The sequence below is a fragment of the Paenibacillus artemisiicola genome (genome assembly GCF_017652985.1).
GTDB classification, from domain to species: Bacteria; Bacillota; Bacilli; order Paenibacillales; family Paenibacillaceae; genus Paenibacillus_Z; species Paenibacillus_Z artemisiicola.
This window is the reverse complement of the sequence record NZ_JAGGDJ010000036.1, coordinates 26,160-44,709: the sequence shown is the minus strand read 5'-3', so window position 1 is coordinate 44,709 and position 18,550 is coordinate 26,160. Positions and strand designations below refer to the sequence as shown.

18 protein-coding genes and 2 pseudogenes are annotated in these 18,550 nt (G+C 64.3%); 12 read left to right on the top strand and 8 right to left on the bottom strand.

Annotated features, from left to right (window positions below):
- Window positions 1–8 precede the first annotated feature (8 nt).
- Window positions 9–1,715, top strand: a complete 1,707-nt coding sequence (locus tag I8J29_RS25835; protein WP_208850254.1) for a glycerol-3-phosphate dehydrogenase/oxidase — start codon at window positions 9–11, stop codon at window positions 1,713–1,715.
- A gap of 183 nt (window positions 1,716–1,898) precedes the next feature.
- Here the strand turns inward: I8J29_RS25835 and I8J29_RS25830 are convergent, their stop codons facing one another.
- The 4 genes and pseudogenes from I8J29_RS25830 to I8J29_RS25825 form a co-directional block, all read right to left on the bottom strand.
- On the bottom strand, window positions 1,899–4,727 hold the full coding sequence (locus tag I8J29_RS25830) for a CheR family methyltransferase (protein WP_240546500.1): 2,829 nt from the start codon (window positions 4,725–4,727) through the stop codon (window positions 1,899–1,901).
- Window positions 4,728–4,730: 3 nt separating this feature from the next.
- A pseudogene (locus I8J29_RS33985) lies at window positions 4,731–5,072 on the bottom strand (hypothetical protein); the annotation flags it as partial.
- Window positions 4,954–5,364, bottom strand: a pseudogene (locus I8J29_RS33980) (chemotaxis protein CheB); the annotation flags it as partial. The pseudogenes I8J29_RS33985 and I8J29_RS33980, both read right to left, overlap by 119 nt.
- Before the next feature lie 185 nt (window positions 5,365–5,549).
- Complete coding sequence (locus tag I8J29_RS25825; RefSeq protein ID WP_240546493.1) at window positions 5,550–5,960, bottom strand: globin family protein; 411 nt, start codon at window positions 5,958–5,960, stop codon at window positions 5,550–5,552.
- 298 nt (window positions 5,961–6,258) lie between these two features.
- Between I8J29_RS25825 and I8J29_RS25820 the strand changes: the two genes are divergently transcribed.
- Complete coding sequence (locus tag I8J29_RS25820) at window positions 6,259–6,930, top strand: cobalamin B12-binding domain-containing protein (protein ID WP_240546492.1); 672 nt, start codon at window positions 6,259–6,261, stop codon at window positions 6,928–6,930.
- A complete protein-coding gene (locus I8J29_RS25815; protein ID WP_208850253.1) occupies window positions 6,927–7,520 on the top strand; it encodes a hypothetical protein in 594 nt (197 codons plus the stop codon). The genes I8J29_RS25820 and I8J29_RS25815 overlap by 4 nt, the downstream gene beginning before the upstream one ends.
- A 141-nt stretch (window positions 7,521–7,661) precedes the next feature.
- Here I8J29_RS25815 and I8J29_RS25810 read toward each other — a convergent pair whose 3' ends face one another.
- The 4 genes from I8J29_RS25810 to I8J29_RS25795 all read right to left on the bottom strand — a co-directional run bounded on the left by I8J29_RS25810 (window position 7,662) and on the right by I8J29_RS25795 (window position 10,704).
- Entirely contained in the window at window positions 7,662–8,582 is a 921-nt protein-coding gene (locus I8J29_RS25810; RefSeq protein ID WP_208850252.1) for a GH25 family lysozyme, read from the bottom strand.
- A 406-nt stretch (window positions 8,583–8,988) separates the two neighbouring features.
- Window positions 8,989–9,267 (bottom strand): hypothetical protein, encoded by a 279-nt coding sequence (locus I8J29_RS25805; protein WP_208850251.1) that lies wholly within the window; start codon window positions 9,265–9,267, stop codon window positions 8,989–8,991.
- Window positions 9,268–9,582: 315 nt separating this feature from the next.
- On the bottom strand, window positions 9,583–10,131 hold the full coding sequence (locus I8J29_RS25800) for a chromate transporter (protein ID WP_090644003.1): 549 nt from the start codon (window positions 10,129–10,131) through the stop codon (window positions 9,583–9,585).
- An 84-nt stretch (window positions 10,132–10,215) separates the two neighbouring features.
- Entirely contained in the window at window positions 10,216–10,704 is a 489-nt protein-coding gene (locus tag I8J29_RS25795) for a chromate efflux transcriptional regulator ChrS (RefSeq protein ID WP_256252982.1), read from the bottom strand.
- Window positions 10,705–10,891: 187 nt separating this feature from the next.
- Between I8J29_RS25795 and I8J29_RS25790 the strand changes: the two genes are divergently transcribed.
- The 9 genes from I8J29_RS25790 to fabF all read left to right on the top strand — a co-directional run bounded on the left by I8J29_RS25790 (window position 10,892) and on the right by fabF (window position 18,520).
- Window positions 10,892–11,401, top strand: a complete 510-nt coding sequence (locus I8J29_RS25790; protein WP_208850250.1) for a GNAT family N-acetyltransferase — start codon at window positions 10,892–10,894, stop codon at window positions 11,399–11,401.
- Window positions 11,398–11,970, top strand: a complete 573-nt coding sequence (locus I8J29_RS25785) for a hypothetical protein (protein ID WP_208850249.1) — start codon at window positions 11,398–11,400, stop codon at window positions 11,968–11,970. Before I8J29_RS25790 ends, I8J29_RS25785 begins: the two co-directional genes overlap by 4 nt.
- Window positions 11,971–12,070: 100 nt before the next feature.
- Window positions 12,071–12,589, top strand: coding sequence for an AAA family ATPase (locus tag I8J29_RS25780; protein WP_208850248.1), 519 nt, complete (start codon window positions 12,071–12,073; stop codon window positions 12,587–12,589).
- A 163-nt stretch (window positions 12,590–12,752) separates the two neighbouring features.
- A complete protein-coding gene (locus I8J29_RS25775; protein ID WP_208850247.1) occupies window positions 12,753–13,853 on the top strand; it encodes an ABC transporter ATP-binding protein in 1,101 nt (366 codons plus the stop codon).
- Between the two features lie 80 nt (window positions 13,854–13,933).
- Window positions 13,934–14,689: an ABC transporter permease gene (locus I8J29_RS25770; RefSeq protein ID WP_208850268.1), complete on the top strand. Its 756-nt coding sequence runs from the start codon at window positions 13,934–13,936 to the stop codon at window positions 14,687–14,689.
- Between the two features lie 6 nt (window positions 14,690–14,695).
- Window positions 14,696–15,538, top strand: a complete 843-nt coding sequence (locus I8J29_RS25765) for an ABC transporter permease (RefSeq protein ID WP_208850246.1) — start codon at window positions 14,696–14,698, stop codon at window positions 15,536–15,538.
- A complete protein-coding gene (locus I8J29_RS25760; protein ID WP_208850245.1) occupies window positions 15,535–16,608 on the top strand; it encodes an ABC transporter substrate-binding protein in 1,074 nt (357 codons plus the stop codon). Before I8J29_RS25765 ends, I8J29_RS25760 begins: the two co-directional genes overlap by 4 nt.
- Window positions 16,609–16,801: 193 nt before the next feature.
- The gene (locus I8J29_RS25755) at window positions 16,802–17,269 is read left to right on the top strand and encodes an acyl-CoA thioesterase (protein ID WP_208850244.1); all 468 of its coding nucleotides are present in this window, start codon (window positions 16,802–16,804) and stop codon (window positions 17,267–17,269) included.
- A gap of 6 nt (window positions 17,270–17,275) precedes the next feature.
- A complete protein-coding gene (gene fabF, locus I8J29_RS25750) occupies window positions 17,276–18,520 on the top strand; it encodes a beta-ketoacyl-ACP synthase II (RefSeq protein WP_208850243.1) in 1,245 nt (414 codons plus the stop codon).
- Window positions 18,521–18,550: the final 30 nt, after the last annotated feature.

Here is an 18,550-nt window from a genome sequence, read left to right as displayed (position 1 = left end):
TACTCATCATGACAAGAACGACGAAGAACGGACGGTTCGCGGCGGAGGACCGCACGGCCGTCTTGCGCGAGCTGCAGGAGAAACCGCCGGAGCTGCTCGTCATCGGCGGCGGCATCACGGGCGCGGGCATCGCGCTGGACGCGGCGTCGCGCGGGCTGCGAACGGCGGTCGTGGAGATGCAGGATTTCGCGGCGGGGACGTCGAGCCGCTCGACGAAGCTGGTCCACGGCGGCCTGCGGTATTTGAAGCAGCTGGAGATCGGCGTCGTGGCCGAAGTCGGCAAGGAGCGGGCCGTCGTCTACGAGAACGGGCCGCACGTGACGACGCCGGAGTGGATGCTGCTGCCGCTGTATGCCGGCGGCACGTTCGGGAAATTCTCGACGAGCATCGGCCTGCGCGTCTATGATTTCCTGGCCGGCGTCAAGCGGGGCGAACGGCGCGTCATGCTGAGCGCGCGGCAGACGCTGGATAAGGAGCCGCTGCTGAAGCGCGACGGGATGAAGGGAGGCGGCTATTACGTCGAATACCGGACCGACGACGCGCGCCTTACGATCGAAGTGATGAAGAAGGCGGTCGAGCGGGGCGCCCGCGCCGTCAACTACGCCAAGGTCGAGGAGCTGACGTACGACGCCGGCGGCAAGCTGACCGGCGCGGTCGTGCGCGACTTGATCGGCGGCGGGACGTATACGGTCGCGGCCGACCGCATCGTGAACGCCGCCGGTCCGTGGGTCGACCGGGTGCGCGAGCTGGACGGCTCGAAGCAGGGCAAGACGCTGCGGCTGACGAAGGGCGTGCATCTCGTGTTCGACGGCGCGCGCTTCCCGCTGCGGCAAGCCGTGTATTTCGACACGCCGGACGGGCGGATGGTGTTCGCGATTCCGCGCGAGGGCAAGGCGTATTTCGGCACGACGGATACCAACTATACCGGCGACACCGCGCATCCGACGATGACGGAGGCGGACCGGACGTATCTGCTCGAAGCGGCGAATTTCATGTTCCCGGATCTCGTGCTGACGACGGCCGACGTGGAGTCGAGCTGGGCGGGCCTGCGGCCGCTCATCCAGCAGGAAGGCAAATCGCCGTCGGAGATTTCGCGCCGGGACGAAATCTTCGTCTCGCCTTCCGGGCTCGTCTCCATCGCCGGCGGCAAGCTGACGGGCTACCGCAAGATGGCGGAGACGGTCGTCGACAAGGTCGCGGAGCTGATGGTGGCGGAAGGCAAGCGCAAGCTGCCGGCGAGCGGCACGAAGACGATTCCGATCTCCGGCGGCGACCTCGGCGGCTCCAGGAACTTCGAGGCGTACGTCCGCACGAAGACGGGCGAAGGGATGCGCCGCGGCTTCTCCGCGGACGAAGCCGCGTTCCTCGCCCGGCGCTACGGCGCCAACGCGCCGCGGCTGTTCGAGCTCGCGGAGGCGGCGAAGCCGTGGGCGGCGAAGCACGGGCTGCCGCTCGCCTTGGCCGTGCAGCTCCGCTACGCGATGGACGAAGAGATGGCGGCGAAGCCCGCGGACTTCCTCGTCCGCCGGAGCGGCGGCCTGTTCTTCCGCATTGCGGAGGTGCGGGCGCGGAAGGCGGCCGTCGTCGCGGCGATGGCGGACCGGCTCGGCTGGACCGCCGGGCAGCGGGAGGCGTACGGCGCGGACGTGGACCGGCTGCTGGCCGAGGCCGTGGAGCCGCAGCCGGATCCGCAGCCGCAGCTGCAGCCGGTGTGACGCCATCGGCGGCGGCCGCGGCAGGCGCGCCGAAGGCAGAAGCGCAGCAAAGCCTCCGCACCAACGCCTCGAAAGGTGCGGTGCGGAGGCTTTGCTCGTTCGGCGCGGCTCGCCGGCTGCGCGCCGCTCGCGCGGCTTGCGTGCGGCTAACCGGCCGCGCGGCCCGACTGCCGTAAGCGCCGCTTACGCTTCGGCCGGAAGGTCGATCGTCACGGTCGTGCCGACGCCTTCCTTGCTCTGGAACTGAATGCCGCCTTGATGGTTTTCGATGATCTTGTAGCTGACCATCAGCCCGAGGCCGGTGCCCTTCTCCTTCGTGGAATAGAACGGCTCCCCGAGCTTGGCCAGCTTGCTCTCCGGAATGCCGGGGCCATTGTCGCTGAACCGGACGCCGATGCGGCCCTCCGGCCCCGAAGCGGACCGGACGTGGATGCGCCCGCCGTTCGGCATCGCCTCGATGGCGTTCTTCAGCAGATTGATGAACACCTGCTTCAGCTGGTTCTCGACGCAGTGGACGGCCAAGCCCGGCTCCAGCTCCGACACGACCTCGACGCCGTTCAGATTGGCCTGCGATTCCAGCAGCATGAGCACGTCCTGCACGATCGGCTCGAGCTCTTTCGTCGCGAAGTCGACGGCCTGCGGCTTGGCCAGGACGAGCAGCTCGCTCACGATTTGCTCGATCCGGTTCAGCTCGCCCATCATGATCTCGACGTAGCTGCTCTTGCTGTCGTTCGCGACGCCCATCAGCTTGGTGAACCCTTTAAGCGCCGTCAGCGGATTGCGGATCTCGTGCGCGATGCCGGCCGCCAGCTGGCCGACGGCCGAGAGCATCTCCGTCTTGCGGAGCATCTCCTCGGCGTTCTTCCGCTCGCTGATGTCCTCGGACAGCTTAAGGAAGTGGATGAGCCGTCCGGCGTCGTCCTTGATCGGGATGATCTTGACCGACTCCCAGTAATCGCCGCCCTGCTTGGTCCGGCCGCTCAGCTCGCCGGTCCAGGTCTCGCCGCGTTCGACCGTCGCGAGCAGCTGCTCGAAGGAAGGATCGATGTCCTCCCACCGGCTCAGCTCCCGCATGTTCAGGCCGTACACCTCTTCGAGGCCGAAGCCGGTCACTTGGGTGAACTGCGGATTGACGTATTCGACGACGCCCGCGGTATCGGTCATCATCGTCATGCTCGGGCTTTGCTCGATGGCGTACGACAGCTTCTGCAGTTCCTCGTTCGCGGTCTTCAGCTCCGTGATGTCGACGAAGGTGAGCACGACGCCGCTGACGAAATTGTCCTCCGTCCGGTAAGGCATGATCCGCATGCTGTACCAGGTGCCGGTCTTGCTCTGCACCTCCTTCTCCAGCGGGACGAGCGTCTGCAGCACGCTCCGGGCGTCGTCGAGCAGCGCGTTGTTCTTGAAGTGGTGGGAGATGTGGTCGATCGGTCGCCCGTAATCGACGTCCATCAGATGGATCTCCTTCGTGATGGCCGGCGTGAAGCGGCGGATGCACATCCGCTTGTCCAGGAAAATCGTGCCGATGCGCGTGCTCACCAGGAAGTTGTTGATGTCGTTGTTCAGCTCGATGAGCTCCTGGATCTTGAACTGGAATTCCGTGTTGACGGTGACCAGCTCTTCGTTGACGGACTGCAGCTCCTCGTTCGCGCTTTGGAGCTCCTCGTTCGCGGCGACGAGCTCTTCGTTCGTCGATTGGAGCTCCTCGTTGGACGTCTCCAGCTCCTCGACGGTCGCTTGCAGCGTCTCCTCCGTCAACCGCAGCTCCTGCTCCAGCTCGTAGATGCGCGTGTTGGCGGTGCCGGCCAAGTCGGCGGAGGCGAGCGTCAGCGCGGGCAGCGGCGCGGGCTGGGCCGGTTCCTCGAACAGGACGAGGACATGGCGGTCGTACTCGGGATGGAGGAGCGAGAACGGCCTGATCTTGAGATCGGTCACCCGCTGGCCGGCGTTCGTCTGCACCGTAAGCGACCGGTAGACAACCTCGCGCTTCTCCTTGCGCACCTTCTGCAGGGCGGTGGAGAGGGCGACGGACAAGCCGGCGTCGACCATCTTGTAGACGTTCAGGCTCGGCTTGCCTTTGGCCAGCAGCAGATAGTCGTTGATCGCCCCGTTCAGATGGACGACGTCGTTGCCGGCGTCGATCACCAGGCTCGGCGGGACGTGCTCCTCGGCCAGCGCGGCCAGCAGCTGGTCGGTTTTGGCGCTTCCCCGGACGTCCGGGGAAGCGGCCGCCGCGGGCAGCTCCGGCTTGAGCCGATAGGACGGCGGAGCGATGCTCCCGGTCATGCGGGCGGAGCGGGATCCGCTCGGAGCCTTCGCGTTCTTATGGGCGAAAATATTCCACTGCCGGTCGATCGGCTCGAATTGGTTCGTGAACTTGCCGATCGTCTCGCTCGGCCCGAGGAAGAGGAAGCCTTCCGGCGTCAGCGCGAAGTGGAACAGCGACAGCACCTTGAACTGCATTTCCGGCTGCAGGTAGATGAGCATGTTGCGGCACGTGACGAGATCGAGATTGCTGAACGGCGGGTCCTTGATGATGTTGTGCGGCGCGAACACGACCATCTTCCGGATTTCCTTGGTCACCTGGAACATGCCGTCGTCCTGAATGAAGAAGCGGGCGACGTCCTCCTCGGACAAGTGGGAGTTGATGCTCTCGGAGTACACGCCCTGGCTGGCGTATTCGATCGATTCCTTGTCGAGGTCCGTAGCGAAAATCTTGATCGCGTACGGCTCGTCCAGGCCGTCGGCGTACTTGCGCATCAGAATCGCGACGGAGTACGCCTCTTCTCCCGTGGAGCAGCCGGCCACCCAGACGCGGATTTCCTTCTCCCGGCGCTTGTTCTCGAAGATCCGCGGCAGCACCTTCTCGTACAGGAGCCCGAACGCTTCGGCGTCGCGGAAGAAGTTGGTCACGCCGATGAGCAGGTCCTTGCGCAGCGCGTACAGCTCGTCGGGCTGTCGGCTCAGGAAGGCTAAATAATCGGCGATGGTCGGCAAATTGCTGAGCGCCATCCGCCGTTCGATCCGCCGCAGGACGCTGTTGCGCTTGTAATACGTAAAATCGATGCCGGACGCTTGTTTGATTTGGTCGAAAATGAGCTGTATGTATTTGGTCGGTCGTAATCGTCGTCGTCGGAGCCGCCCTCTCTTCTTCTTGGGATGCTTGCGTGAGCTGGAGGAGCTTCTCCGCCATTTGACGGGGCGCCAGCACGCAATCGACGAGGCCGGTCTGCCAGGCGCTGCTCGGCATGCCGTCGAACTTCGCCGATTCGCCGTCCTGGGCGATGACGAAGCCGCCGGATTCCTTGATCGCCTGGATGCCGCGGGAGCCGTCGCTGCCCGCGCCGGAAAGCACAACGGCAATGGCCCGCGGGCCGTAGTCGGCAGCGAGCGAACGGAAGAACATATCGATGGGCAGGCGCAGTCCCGTTCTTGGCACGGAATCGGTCAGCTGCAGGCGGCCGCCGAAGATCGTCATGTTCTTGCGCGGCGGGATCAGGTAGACGCGGTTCGGCTCGACCTGCATGTCGTGCTCGACCTCGACCAGCAGCATGCGCGTGTTTTTGCTCAAGATATGGGCCATCAGGCTTTTATAGTCCGGCGACAGATGCTGAACGACGATGAACGCCATTCCGGTATCCGGGGGCATATGGTCGAAAAACAGTTCAAGCGCTTCCAAACCGCCGGCCGACGCGCCGATGCCCACGATATAGGCCGGCGTATCCGGCGTATTCGGCGTCAAGGGGGTTTCCGGGGGAACCGGCTCGTCCGGCGCCGCCGTTGCGGACGGCTCGCCGGAAACGGCGGAATCGCGCACGTGCTTCGCGTCTTCGCTCATGTCGTTACTTCCACCTCCGGACAGCCTGCGGCGGCAGCGGAGCGCGATTCGCGCCCGAGCCGTTCGACGGCGGCTTGCAGGTCGCGGCGAAAGCCGTCTATCTCCGGCTCCGTGACGGCTTCCGCCAAGGGCAGCGATTCCTCGATCAGGCGGAAGGCTTCTATTAAATGACGGGTTTCCAGGCCATGGGCAAGCAATATGCCGTTCAGCCATACGGCGTAATCCGTAAAGATGCGCGAATCCTGCATGCGAAACGCGGTTTCGAGATGGCGCATGTGATGGTGGTTGTCTTCGCGGCACTTGACCCGGCCGCGCTCGCCGTACTTGGCGAGCAGCTCGGGCTCCCGGGCGTAGATCCGCTCCACGACCCGGTCGATCAGCCGATCGTATCGTCCTTGCATCGTCATCCTTACCCTCCTATCGTCGTAGGGGCTTGCGGAGAAATTATGACCTGTGCGGCTTCGGACTCTTGCAGACGGCGTGCGGCTTGTTCGATTTTAAGAGAATTATTACCATCATATAAGCAGTTCGGGAGTCTCGTCAAATTCGACAGCAGCAGACAAATCATGCCCCTAGGCTGAACGGGGAATGTGGTTTACAATTATCCACACTGTCGGTTCATGACGGTTATGCCAGGCAACGATCCTCGTCATTTTCCTAGTCATCTATACCGGTATTCAAAAACCAAAAAAGAGGGTGAACGGCATGCAAATGGAACCGGAGCACTTCGCGGAGCTGCTCATCGGCGGGCAGGCGGAGGCATGCTGGGCGAAAATCGAAGCGTTCGTCGGCGCGGGGGCAAACAGCCTGTTCATTTTCGATCGGGTGCTGACGCCGGCCATGCGCTACATCGGTTCGCTGTGGGAGCATAACGTGATTACGGTCGCCGACGAGCATGTGGCTTCGGGATTGTGCGATCTCTTGATTTCGCGGTATGAGGCGCTGCTCGGCAAGGCGCCGGCGAACGGCCGGCGGGCGATGCTGCTGTGCGTGGAAGGGGAGACGCACGCGCTCGGCTTGAAGATGGTCGCCGCGCTGTTCCGGGAGCAGGGCTGGGAGGCGCGGTTCTACGGCGCCGATCTGCCGCTCGAGTACGCGCTCGCGAGCGCGCTGTCCTGGAAGCCGGACGCGATCGGGCTGTCGGTCTCCATCGTCTATCATCTGCCGCGGCTGCGCGACTACGTCGACGCCTTCGGCCGGCTGCCCCGCGAGCCGGCGATTCTGCTCGGCGGGCGGCTGACGGAGCCGTACCTCGCGCATCGCCGGGCGGCGGAGCGCGTCGTGCCGACGCCCGGCTTGCTGGAGCTGAGCGAATGGCTGGCCGCCGATACGGAGCGAGGCGCAAGACGGACAAGCAGGGAGCTGAGCGGACGATGAAGCACGCGGAACTGCCGGTGCCGCACTTCGAGATCGGCGCGGATTACCGGATTCGGAACGCCTCCATGGAAGCGGCCGCCGCGTTCCCGCCGGCCGAGGATTGGCGGGAACTGGTGGACAGCGGGTCGCTGGCCAAGGCGGACCGGTTCGTGACGCCGGCGCATTCGGGCATGCGCGTGGAGCTGAACCTGCGGACGACGGAGCAGCCGGCGGCGCTGTTCGACGTGTACCAGCGGTGGGAAGAGGCTTCCGGCATCGGGCAGCTCGTCTGCATCTGCCGGCAGCCCGGCTTCGACGCCGGCGCCGGCCAGCTGCGCGCGCTCCGCGAACGGCTGGAGCGGGGCGGGGCCGACTTCGGTCTCGGCCTGGGGCTTGTCCACGGCGGCGGTACGGCCGCGCCCGCCTCGCGCTCCGGCGCGCACGGCGAGGTTCGGACCGCGCTGGAGACGATCCGCGAGCTCGTCGGCGTCGTGAAGCCGGGACTCGTCGAGCTTCACAAGGCGGAATACGCCGACTTGATTCTTGCCCAGGTCGATGCCGCGCTGGAGGGGCTTGACGGCGGCCGGCGCGGCGGCGGGCGAAGGGGCTAGGGAGTCTGGCGAGCCGGGACGCGGCGGGCGCGAATCCCATCGCGGCGCCAACGGAACGAGAACGGGACGGGCAGCGCTTCGGCGCGGCTCCGTCCCGTTTTTTCGCGCGCGGCTTGCGGGCTTGCCGCCCTGCCGCCGCCATTAATAATAGATGTACACCTTCTGGTTCTTGCCGTCCCACGATACCGTGCCGCCGAGGAAGCTGCCCACGGCGCGGACGCTGACGTAGGCCGACCCGTCGATCAGCGTGAACTGGGCGACCGGCACGCCGTTGACGTACGGCATCCGGGTCGCCGCGTCCCACGTCACGACGGCGCCGAGCGATTCGCCGATCTGCCGCAGCGGCGCGTACACCGTGCCGTTCCGGTTGCGGCCGTAGGCGGCCAGCTTGTCGTTGACGACCACCTTGATCGTGTCCTCGTCGCCGTACGGTTTCACCGCGTTGGCCCCGGAATACTTCTGGTAGAACGCTTCTTCCATGACGTCCAGGTCGACGCTGCCGGCGATGCCGTTGACGGTGCCCGTCGACGTGTACTGGAAGACCGCCCATTCGTCCCACGTCGGATTATCCATCGGTTTATTCACGCCGTAATGGGCGATCCAGAGCGGCCACGCGCCGAGCTTCTTGCCCAGGTATGACTTGGCGAAGCTCGCGCCGGTATAGATCATCGTATCGTGTCCCGTCAGCCGTTCGACCTCCTGCAGCCACGCGGCGCACCAATTCGTCAGCCGCGCGGACGGCACCTTGGACGCGTCCCCCTCGACGTCGAGGACGTGCGGGAAGTCGGCCTTGTAGTCCGAGATCCGCGCGACGAAGAATTGCGCCTCCGCCTCGGCGTCGTTCGTCTCCGGATGCGCGTAATGATAGAACCCGATCTTCAGCCCCGCGGCTGCCGCGTTAGCCGCGTTGGTCGCCATCGCCGGATCCTTGAAGCCCGTGCCCTCCGTTGCTTTTATGAAGGCCCCGGCCACGCCGGCAGCCCGTACCTTGTCCCAGTCCACGATGCCTTGATGATGCGAGACATCAATGACGTTCACGTTGCTTGCGTTTCTCGCTTGCATGCCATCACGGCTCCTTCGCCTCGTATTCTGCCTCTTAATAGATTATGAGGCTGCGAGAGAGGGCGTTCTGGTACAAGCGCCTGGATTGGACAGATTGGGTGGACCGGCAGCGAGGCGAGCCGCGATCGGGCGAAGCGAGATCGCCTTCCGAGATCAGGGGAGCAGGGGCTTGTCTTCAAGCGTCGCCCGAAAAAAGCGCCGGGATCGCCGATCCGGCGAATCCTCGCGCTTGAAAGCGAAGCTGAGCGAGACAGCCGCCCGGGACGCGGCGATGGGCGGCGCGGCCGCCGGGGAGCGGCTTGCCGAGGGCGTCATGGTTTGCCGAGAACGTCATGACTTGCCGAGGGCGTCATGGTTTGCCGAGAACGTCATGACTTGCCGAGGGCGTCATGGCTTGCCGAGAACGTCAGGGCTTGCTCAGGCGTTCGAGCTTCTGCTGAAGGGCGTCGATTTGCCGCTGCATGTCGGCCATCTTCGCCTGCTGCTCGTTCTTCTCCTGCTCGGCCTGCCGGTCGTCCGCGGCGGTTTCCTCGATCGCGATAATGGCCGCGAGAGTTCCGAGGAAGTCGCCGAGAGTCGCGAAGGCGCCGCCGATGACGGCGAGCTTGTCGGAGAGCTTCTCCGACTCGGCGATCTGGTTGATGTCGGCGGCGCTTGCGGCCGCGTTTGCATTCCGTTTCTTCATTCGGCAAGCCTCCTTCCCGGCCAGTAAGCGAGCGTGTGCGGCGATGACGCGGGAACGGCTCCGCCGGCGAGGCGGACGGAACGGTACCCGAGTTCAACAGGGCTACCTTAAATTATGCGCTCGCCGGGCGTCCGGTGTATGGGGCGGCGAGGAGCGGGAAGGAAAGGAAGGAAGAGCGGATCGGCGGGAAGGGAAAATCGCGGAGGCGGAACGGGAGGACAACAAAAGGGACCTGGCGGACGGGCGAAATGCCGTCCGCCGGATCCTGTTCCGCCGGGCGCGGCGTCCCGATCGAAGGCTGCCCCTGCTCGGAGGCTACCCCCGCAGGAACAGCGCGCCGATGACGAGCGACCCGACGATGCCCCAGACCGCGCTCAGGTTCAGGTAATACACGGAGACGAAAAAAGCCGCCGCGAGCAGGAACGGGATGAACGTGATGAAGCCGGGCGACGTCTTCATCGCGTACTTGGCGAAGTCGTAGGCGAGCATCGCCATCATGACGAAGATGACGGGCTGAATGCCGCGGATCATGCCTTTAATGTAAGGATTGTTCTGCAGCTTGGACATGACGCCGACGAGCACGATCATGAGCAGCGCGGTCGGCAGGACGACGGCGGCCAGCGCGACGCAGGCGCCGGCCCAGCCGGCGACCTTGAAGCCGATATACGCGGCCAGCTTGGTCGCGATCGGTCCGGGCAGCGAATTGCCGAACGCGAGCGCGTGCCCGAAGTCCTCCGTCGTCATCCACGACATTCGGCTCACGACCTCGTTCTCGTACAGCGGAATGATCGAAGGCCCGCCTCCGTAGCCGAGCATCGTCGCGCGTCCGAACGAAATAAACAGCTTCCATAATTCAGTCCACATGGGTTCTCCGTCCTCTCGTATCCTTCGTCTATCTTCGCTAGTTACGGCTTGCGGCTTCTTCCGGCTTGCGGCATCCCGTCCGCCTTATAGCTTCATGCCCATGCGGCTCTTGTAGCGCTTCAACAGCAGCTGGCTGTCGACGCTGACGATGCCCGGCATGGCGTACACCTTCTCGACGAGAAACCGTTCCATCTCCCGGATCGATGCGAAGATTCCGTGCATGTGCAGCTTGCTCGGCCCGCTCATATGATAGAGGCTGGTCACTTCAGGCTCTTCCGCGAGCTTGACGGAGACGTCCTCCAGAAATTGCGGCTCGACCTCGACGTTGAAGAAGGCCGAGATGTCGATGCCGATCCGGGCCGGGTTGATGACGGCCGTGAACCGTTCGATGACGCCTTCGTCCATGAGCGCGGCGATTCGCGTCTGCACCGCGACGCGGGACAGGCCGACGAGCTTGCCGAGCTCCGTGTAGGAGATGCGCGCGTTCTCGTGCAGCGACGTCAGGATTTTGCGGTCGGTTTCGTCCAGGTCGACGGCGGGAAGCGCGAAATCTTGCGGCGGTTTGGCGGTCACATCCCCACTCCTTGCTGTCATTTTGAAATCATCGTAGCATATTGGTTTGCGTTACGAAAGGGGATTTATGAATTTGTTTTCGTTATGTCGGCGAAAGCAATTGGCGCATTCTCAAATGGACGGTCCGTTGGTATAATACTTTCACATGCGCATACGAACAATCTGAGCCGAAGGAGCTGCGTACAACGTGTTGAAAGCCGCTTTGATCCGGTGGGCGGTGCCGGAGGATTGGGACAAGCTCGGCGAGCTGCAGGCGAGAAGCTACCACGACGCTTACCGGAAGCTGCTGCCGAACGATTTTCTGAACCGCGTGACCGCGGAAAGCCGGCAGTCCGAGTGCCGCGAGCGGCTCCGGGAGCCCGAGCATACCGGCATGCTGCTGATCGGGCACCGGGCCGTCGGCTATATCAGCCTGCGCTTTCCCCCGGATGCGCGGCAGGCGGACGGGGAAGTGACCGCCCTCTATCTGCTGCGGGAATATTGGGGGCGCGGGCTCGGGCAGCGGCTGATGGCCTGGGGCCTCGAGCGGCTTCGGGAGAAGGGCTGCGCGCTGGCCGGACTGTGGGTGCTCGAACGCAACGAAGGCGCGAGGCGCTTCTACGAACGGCAGGGCTTCCGGGCCGACGGGGCGCGCCGCGTCGTCACCCGGGGCGAGGAATTCGTGCAGCTGCGCTACGAGAGGATGATCGCCGAATGAGAAGACGTAACACGATCCTCGCGGTCGCGTTGATCGCGGTCGCGGTGCTTTATTTTGCGTACGACCAGTCCGGGAGCTACTTCAGCGCGCGGAGCGCCTTCGCGCATTCCGCGTCCTACCCCGGCCAGAGCGTCGCTTACGAACGCGCGCTCGGCAGCGACAAGATCGCCATTCTGACGAACGGCAGCCAAAGCAAGGCGCAGATCGTGCACCGCAAGTGGGGGCTGCTCTACGAGCCCGGCACATCGGTCGAGATGGCCGCGCTGCAGGGACGCGAGTCGGTCAGGTACGCCTGGTTCTCGGCCGGCGCGGGCGAGGAGGAAGGCAAGATCGCCGTCGTCTTCGCGGCGGAATCCTTCGATCCGGCGGTCAAGACCGTCATCGTCAGCAACGATACGCTGGCCGATCCCGCCGGCGCCGCGGACGTGAAGCAAGCGTCCACGGTCTATGTCGAGCTGGAGGTCGGCGAGAAGTACGCCATCGCGACGAAGGAGCTGGGCGGGCAGGACGTCGGCAGCTTCGTCGTGCGCGCGGCGGACGCGAACGGGAAGATATTGACGGGGGCTTAAGAGGCACCGGCCCTGCATCGCTCGGTCGGCTCTGCGCTTTCGCGCCGGCAGGAGCCATGCCGAATATCATGGATCGATTAAAGAAGAGGAGCGAATCGCCATGAACGACCGCATGCCGGTCATTTACTTATTGTCCGGACCGCCGGGCGCGGGCAAATCGACGACGTCGCGAGCGATCGCGGAGCGGCTCGAACGCAGCGCGCTGATCGACGGCGACGACGTGTACCATATGGTAGCCGGGGGCAACCGCGCGCCGTGGGAAAGTCCGTTCCACGTCGGCTTGATGTGGCGGAACATCGGCGCCTTGGCCCGGAATTTCGCGGCAACCGGCCATGACGTCGTCGTCAATTACGTCGTGTTCCGCGAGGATATCGCGCTGTTCCGCGCGGCGCTCGGCGAGACGGCCGGCCTCGCGGCGCTGAAGTTCGCGCTGCTGGTCGCCGAGGAAGGCGAGCTGCGCCGGAGGGACGCGGAGCGGCCGCCCGAGCTGCGCATGGGCGAACGGTGCGGCATGCTCGCCGACCATGCCGGCAGCGCGCACGCGCTCGATACGACGGCGCTGACGCTGGACCAAGCGGTCGAGACGATTTTGCGCGAGGACCGCTTCGTCGTCGAATGACGCCGAACGGCCGTCCGGCGGACCGGCCTCCGGCAAGGCGCGGCCGGCCGCCTTTACAAAGGAAACGCTTCATGCCCGGGGGGCGATTGGGTATACTATCCAAGAAAGCGTTAACGGCCTGATTCGACAGGATAAATGAGAGCGTAGAGGAGGGATCGCGAGCATGAACGGACCGGACAACCCGGGAACGATCATTTCGTTCCGGGGCGTCACGAAGCAGTACGAGGGCGACGAAGCCGTCCTCAAGAACGTCAGCTTCGACATGGAGCGCGGCAAGTTTTACACGCTGCTGGGCCCGTCGGGCTGCGGCAAGACGACGATCCTGCGGCTGATCGCGGGCTTCACGGAGCCGACGCGGGGCGACATTTATTTTCACGGCAAGGTGATCAACCACGTGCCCGCCAACAAGCGGCAGGTAAATACGGTATTCCAGGACTACGCGTTGTTCCCGCATCTGGACGTGTTCGAGAACGTGGCGTTCGGCCTGCGCATCAAGAAGCTCAAGCAGGCGGAGATCAAGGAGAAGGTGCTGGAAGCGCTGCGCTTCGTCAACCTGGCCGGCTACGAGAACCGCGAGATTCACGAGATGTCCGGCGGGCAGCGGCAGCGCGTCGCCATCGCCCGGGCCATCGTCAACCGGCCGGAAATCATCCTGCTCGACGAGCCGCTGTCGGCGCTCGACCTGAAGCTCCGGACCGAAATGCAGGTCGAGCTGCGCGAGCTGCAGCGCCGCCTCGGCATCACGTTCATCTTCGTCACGCACGACCAGGAGGAAGCGCTCGCGATGTCGGACGAGATCTTCGTCCTGAACAACGGCATCATCCAGCAGAGCGGCACGCCGACGGACATCTACGACGAGCCGATCAACCGGTTCGTGGCCGACTTCATCGGGGAATCCAACATCGTGGCCGGCCGGATGACGAAGGACTTCCTCGTCGAGTTCGCGGGCAAATCGTTCGCCTGCGTGGACCAAGGGCTGCAGCCGAACGAGCCGGTCGACATCGTCATCCGCCCGGAGGACCTGGAGATCACGCGTCCCGGCGAAGGCAAGCTGGAGGTGCGCGTCGAGACGCAGCTGTTCCGCGGCGTGCACTACGAGATCCAATGCGCCGACGGCGCGGGCAACCGCTGGCTCGTGCACTCCACCCGCAAGGCGGAGGTCGGCGAGGCGATCGGCCTGACGTTCGACCCCGAGGCGATCCACGTCATGCGCTTTAACGAGACGGAAGAGGAATTCGACAAGCGGCTGGAGGCGTACTCGTGAGGGCGGCGGCGGAAACGCAGGCGCAGGGCGCCGCGGCGTCCCGCGCGCGCAACGTCTATCTTGTCCCGTACCTGCTCTGGATGCTGCTGTTCGTCTTCGCGCCGATCGCGCTGATCCTCTACGATTCGCTGTTCGACGTGGAGGGCGCCTTCACGTTCTCGAACTACGCCCATTTCTTCACGCCCGTCTACATGCGGATGACGCTCAGCTCGTTCTGGTACGCCTTCCTCATCACGGCGTTCTCGCTGCTCGTCGGCTATCCGGCGGCGTACCTGCTCACCAGAACGAAGCACAAGCAGCTGTGGCTGCTGCTGCTGATTCTGCCGAGCTGGATCAACCTGCTGCTCAAAACGTACGCGTTCATCGGCCTGTTCGGCACGTACGGCGCGGCGAACGCGATTTTGGAGACGCTCGGCATCGGGCGGCAGCAAATCTTGTTCACGGATTTCAGCTTCGTGTTCGTGTCGGTCTATATATTCATCCCGTTCATGATTCTGCCCGTGTTCAACGCGCTGGAGGAGCTGAACCCGTCGCTGCTCGACGCGTCGCGCGACCTCGGCGCTTCGACGTGGACGACGTTCCGGCGCGTCGTGTTCCCGCTCACGCTGAGCGGCGTGAAGTCCGGCTGCCAGGCGGTGTTCATCCCGGCGCTGTCGCTCTTCATGATCACGCGGCTCATCGCGGGCAGCCGGGTCATCACGCTCGGCACGGCGATCGAGCAGCATTTTCTCGTGACGCAGGACTGGGGCATGGGGGCGACGATCGCGGTCTTTCTCATCATCGCGATGGCCGTCATCATGCTGTTGACCGGCAACCGCGTCCGGACGAGGAGGTAACGGGCCATGCGGAATTCCTTCAACCCGAGATTCAAACCGTCCAACCTGTATCTGTGGCTCGTGTTCCTTATCCTCTACGCGCCGATTCTCTACTTGGGCTACTACTCCTTCAACAGCGGGGAGACGATGCACGGCTTCGAAGGCTTCACCTGGCACTGGTACCGGGAAGTGTTCGCGGATACGCGGCTGCTCATTATCGTGCTGAACACGGTCGTCATCGCGCTGTTCTCGTCGGCGATCTCGACGATTCTCGGCGTCATCGGCGCCATCGCGATTCACCGGACGCGCCGGGTGCGGCGGCAGAACGCGCTGTTGTCGCTGAACAACGTGCTGATCGTCAGCCCGGACGTCATCATCGGCGCGTCGTTCCTGATCTTCTTCACGATGCTCGGCATCAAGCTCGGCTTCGCGTCCGTGCTCATCTCGCACATCGCGTTCAGCGTGCCGATCGTCGTCATCATGGTGCTGCCGCGGCTGAAGGAAATGAGCCCGACGCTGCTCGACGCCGCGCGCGACCTCGGCGCGACGGAATGGGACGTGCTGACGAAGGTCGTGCTGCCGGTCATCAAGTCGGGCATCTTCGCCGGCTTCTTCATGGCGCTGACCTACTCGCTCGACGATTTCGCGGTGACGTTCTTCGTCACGGGCAATGGCTTCACGACGCTGTCGGTCGAGATCTATTCAAGAGCTAGACAAGGCGTCTCGCTGTCCATCAATGCGCTGTCGACGCTCATCTTCCTGTTCACGCTGGCGCTCGTCGTCGGCTATTACTTCATCAGCCGCCGCGGGCAAGCGGGGGCGGCCGGCCGGCGCGGCCGGAACGCGGAATGGGGGCTGCCAAACAAATGAACCAGCTGCTGCGCATGCTGATCCTCGTGGTCGCGCTCGGTTTCGCGCTCCTGTACGGCGCTTCGGCGCTCAATTCGTCCCAAGGCTTCTCCGGCGCGAACACGCTGACAATCTACAACTGGGGCGATTACATCGATCCCGACCTGATCGCCGAATTCGAGAAGGAATCCGGGCTCAAGGTCATCTACCAGACGTTCGATTCCAACGAGGCGATGATGACCAAGATCGAGCAGGGCGGCACGACCTTCGACGTCAGCGTCCCTTCCGAATACGCGATCGATAAGATGAAGCAGGAGCATCTGCTGCTGCCGATCGACAAGTCGAAGCTGCCCAACCTCAAATACATCGACCCGCGGTTCATGAACCTGCCGTTCGATCCGAACAACGAATATTCCATCCCGTACTTCTGGGGCACGGTCGGCATCGTCTATAATTCGGAGATGCTCGGCGGGCGGACGTTCAAGAGCTGGAACGACCTGTGGGACAAGAGCCTGCGCAACCAGATTCTGCTCGTCGACGGCGCGCGCGAGGTGATCGGCTTCGGGCTGAACAGCCTGCATTACTCGCTGAACGACACGAACGAGGACCATCTCCAGCAGGCGAAGGCGAAGCTCGGCGAGCTGACGCCGAACGTGAAGGCGATCGTCGGCGACGAGATCAAGATGCTGCTCGCGAACGAGGAAGCGGCGGTCGGGGTCGTTTGGTCCGGGGACGCTTCGGAAATCATGGACGCCAACGACAAGCTCGATTACGTCGTGCCGGAGGAAGGCTCCAACTTGTGGTTCGACAACATGGTCATCCCGAAGACGGCCAAGAACGTCGAAGGCGCGCACGCGTTCATCGACTTCATGCTCGATCCGAAGCATGCCGCGCAGAACGCCGAGTACGTCGGCTACGCCACGCCGAACAAAGGCGCCATGGGGTATTTGCCGGAGGACATCTCGGGGGACAAGCGGTTTTACCCGGATCCGGAGCTGACCTCCAAGCTGGAGGTTTACCGGAATCTAGGGAAGAAGATGCTGTCGCACTACAACGAGCTGTTCCTGGAGTTTAAGATGCATAAAAAGTAAGCCACTATAAAAAATTTAGGACGTTGGCAGGATTCCGCGATCCGCCTGCGAATTAGGTAAATAGGACGGGCAAAAAGCGCTTTGTGCGCTTTTTTGTCGTCCTTCCGGACGATTCGGCCGGCGCGCGGGCGCTTGAACGGCCGATCGGACGGGCAAGCTGGTAAAGATTACATCTTAGATCGGAGGGCATGGCATGACTGAATTCCGTCCCGATTACGTGTACGACATGACGGTGACTTGGGGGGACTGCGACGCAGCCGGAATCTCCTATTACGCCAAGACGTTCGACTGGTTCACGAATGCGCGCATGCAGCTGATGGCGGAGCATGGGTTTCCCTATATGGACGTATTTCATCGCGCGGGCATCTCGCTCGTCTGCCTGAAGGCGGACTGCGCCTACAAAAAAATGCTGAAGCCCGAGGAGCGGATCGCGGTGCACGCGTCCTTGACGGAGCTGACGCGTTCCCGGCTCGCGTTCGGCTACCGCGTCTTCAAGCGGGACGGCACGCTGGCCGCCGAAGGCGCCACGGCGCACGCGTACGTCGGCGACGACGGCGCCCCGTTCAACCTGAAGCGGCGGCATCCGCGGCTGTGGGATCGACTGACGGCCAACTGGCCGGCCTTGGGCGAAGCGGACGCCCGGGCGGAGAAGGGACAGTGAAGTAGAATGACAGGCAATCAAGCACGCATTGCCGTGACGGGCATGGGGGCCGTCACGCCGCTCGGCATCGGCGTCGGCGCGTATTGGAACGGCTTGAAGGAAGGCCGCAGCGGCATCGGCGCCATCGAGCGCTTCGACGCGGAGCGGCTTCCGGTCCGGATCGCGGCCGAGGTGAAGCCGTTCGACCCGGCCGACTACATGCCGCGCAAGCTGGCGCAGCAGACCGATATTTTCATGCAGTTCGCGTTGATCGCGGCCGAGGAGGCGCTGGCGCAGAGCCGCATCCGTGCGCGGCCGGAACGGGTCGCCGTGGTGCTCGGCACCGCGCTCGCGGGCATCTTCACGGCGACGCAGGCGCAGGAGGCGGCCACGCAAAGCGGCAGCTACCGGGTGAGCCCGCATCTCGTGACCAAGATGCTCGGCAACATCGCGGCCGCGCATATCGGGATTACGCATGATTTTCGCGGGCCGGGCTACACGCTGAATACGGCCTGCTCCTCGGGCGCGGACGCGATCGGCCTCGGCGCCATGCTGCTGCAGTCGGGACAGGCCGATGCCGTGGTGGCCGTGGGCGCGGAATCGATCCTGTGCGCCCTTATGGACGCGGGCCTCGCGGCCAGCCGCGCGCTGTCGACGCGCAACGCGGATCCGGCGCGGGCGAGCCGGCCGTTCGACCTGAACCGCGACGGCTTCGTCATGGGCGAGGGCGGCGGCGCGGTCGTGCTGGAGACGCTGGCATCCGCGGAACGCCGGGGCGCGGCCGTCTTCGCCGAGCTGCTCGGCTACGCGAACACGACGGACGCGTATCACGTCACGTCGTCCGAGCCGAACGGCCGCGGCGAGATCGACTGCATGCGGCTCGCGCTCGAACGCGCCGGGCTGACGCCGGCGGACATCGATTACGTCAGCGCGCACGGCACGTCCACGCCGCTCGGCGACCGCATCGAGACGAAGGCGCTCAAGACCGTGTTCGGCGAGCGCGCCGGCGGCGTGCCCGTCAGCTCGATCAAGGGCGCGACCGGGCATCTGATGGGCGCCGGCGGCGTGACGGAGCTGATCGCCTGCATCCAGGCGATCCGCGAAGGCGTGCTGCCGCCGACGCTGAACTACGAGACCCCCGATCCGGAATGCGATTTGGACTATGTGCCGAACGTGGCGCGGCAGGCGGCCGTACGGCGCGCGATGTCCAATTCCTTCGGCTTCGGCGGGCAAAACGCTTCCTTGATCGTCGGGGCGTACGACGGACGATAGGCGGGACGATCGCCAATTATATGCGTTATC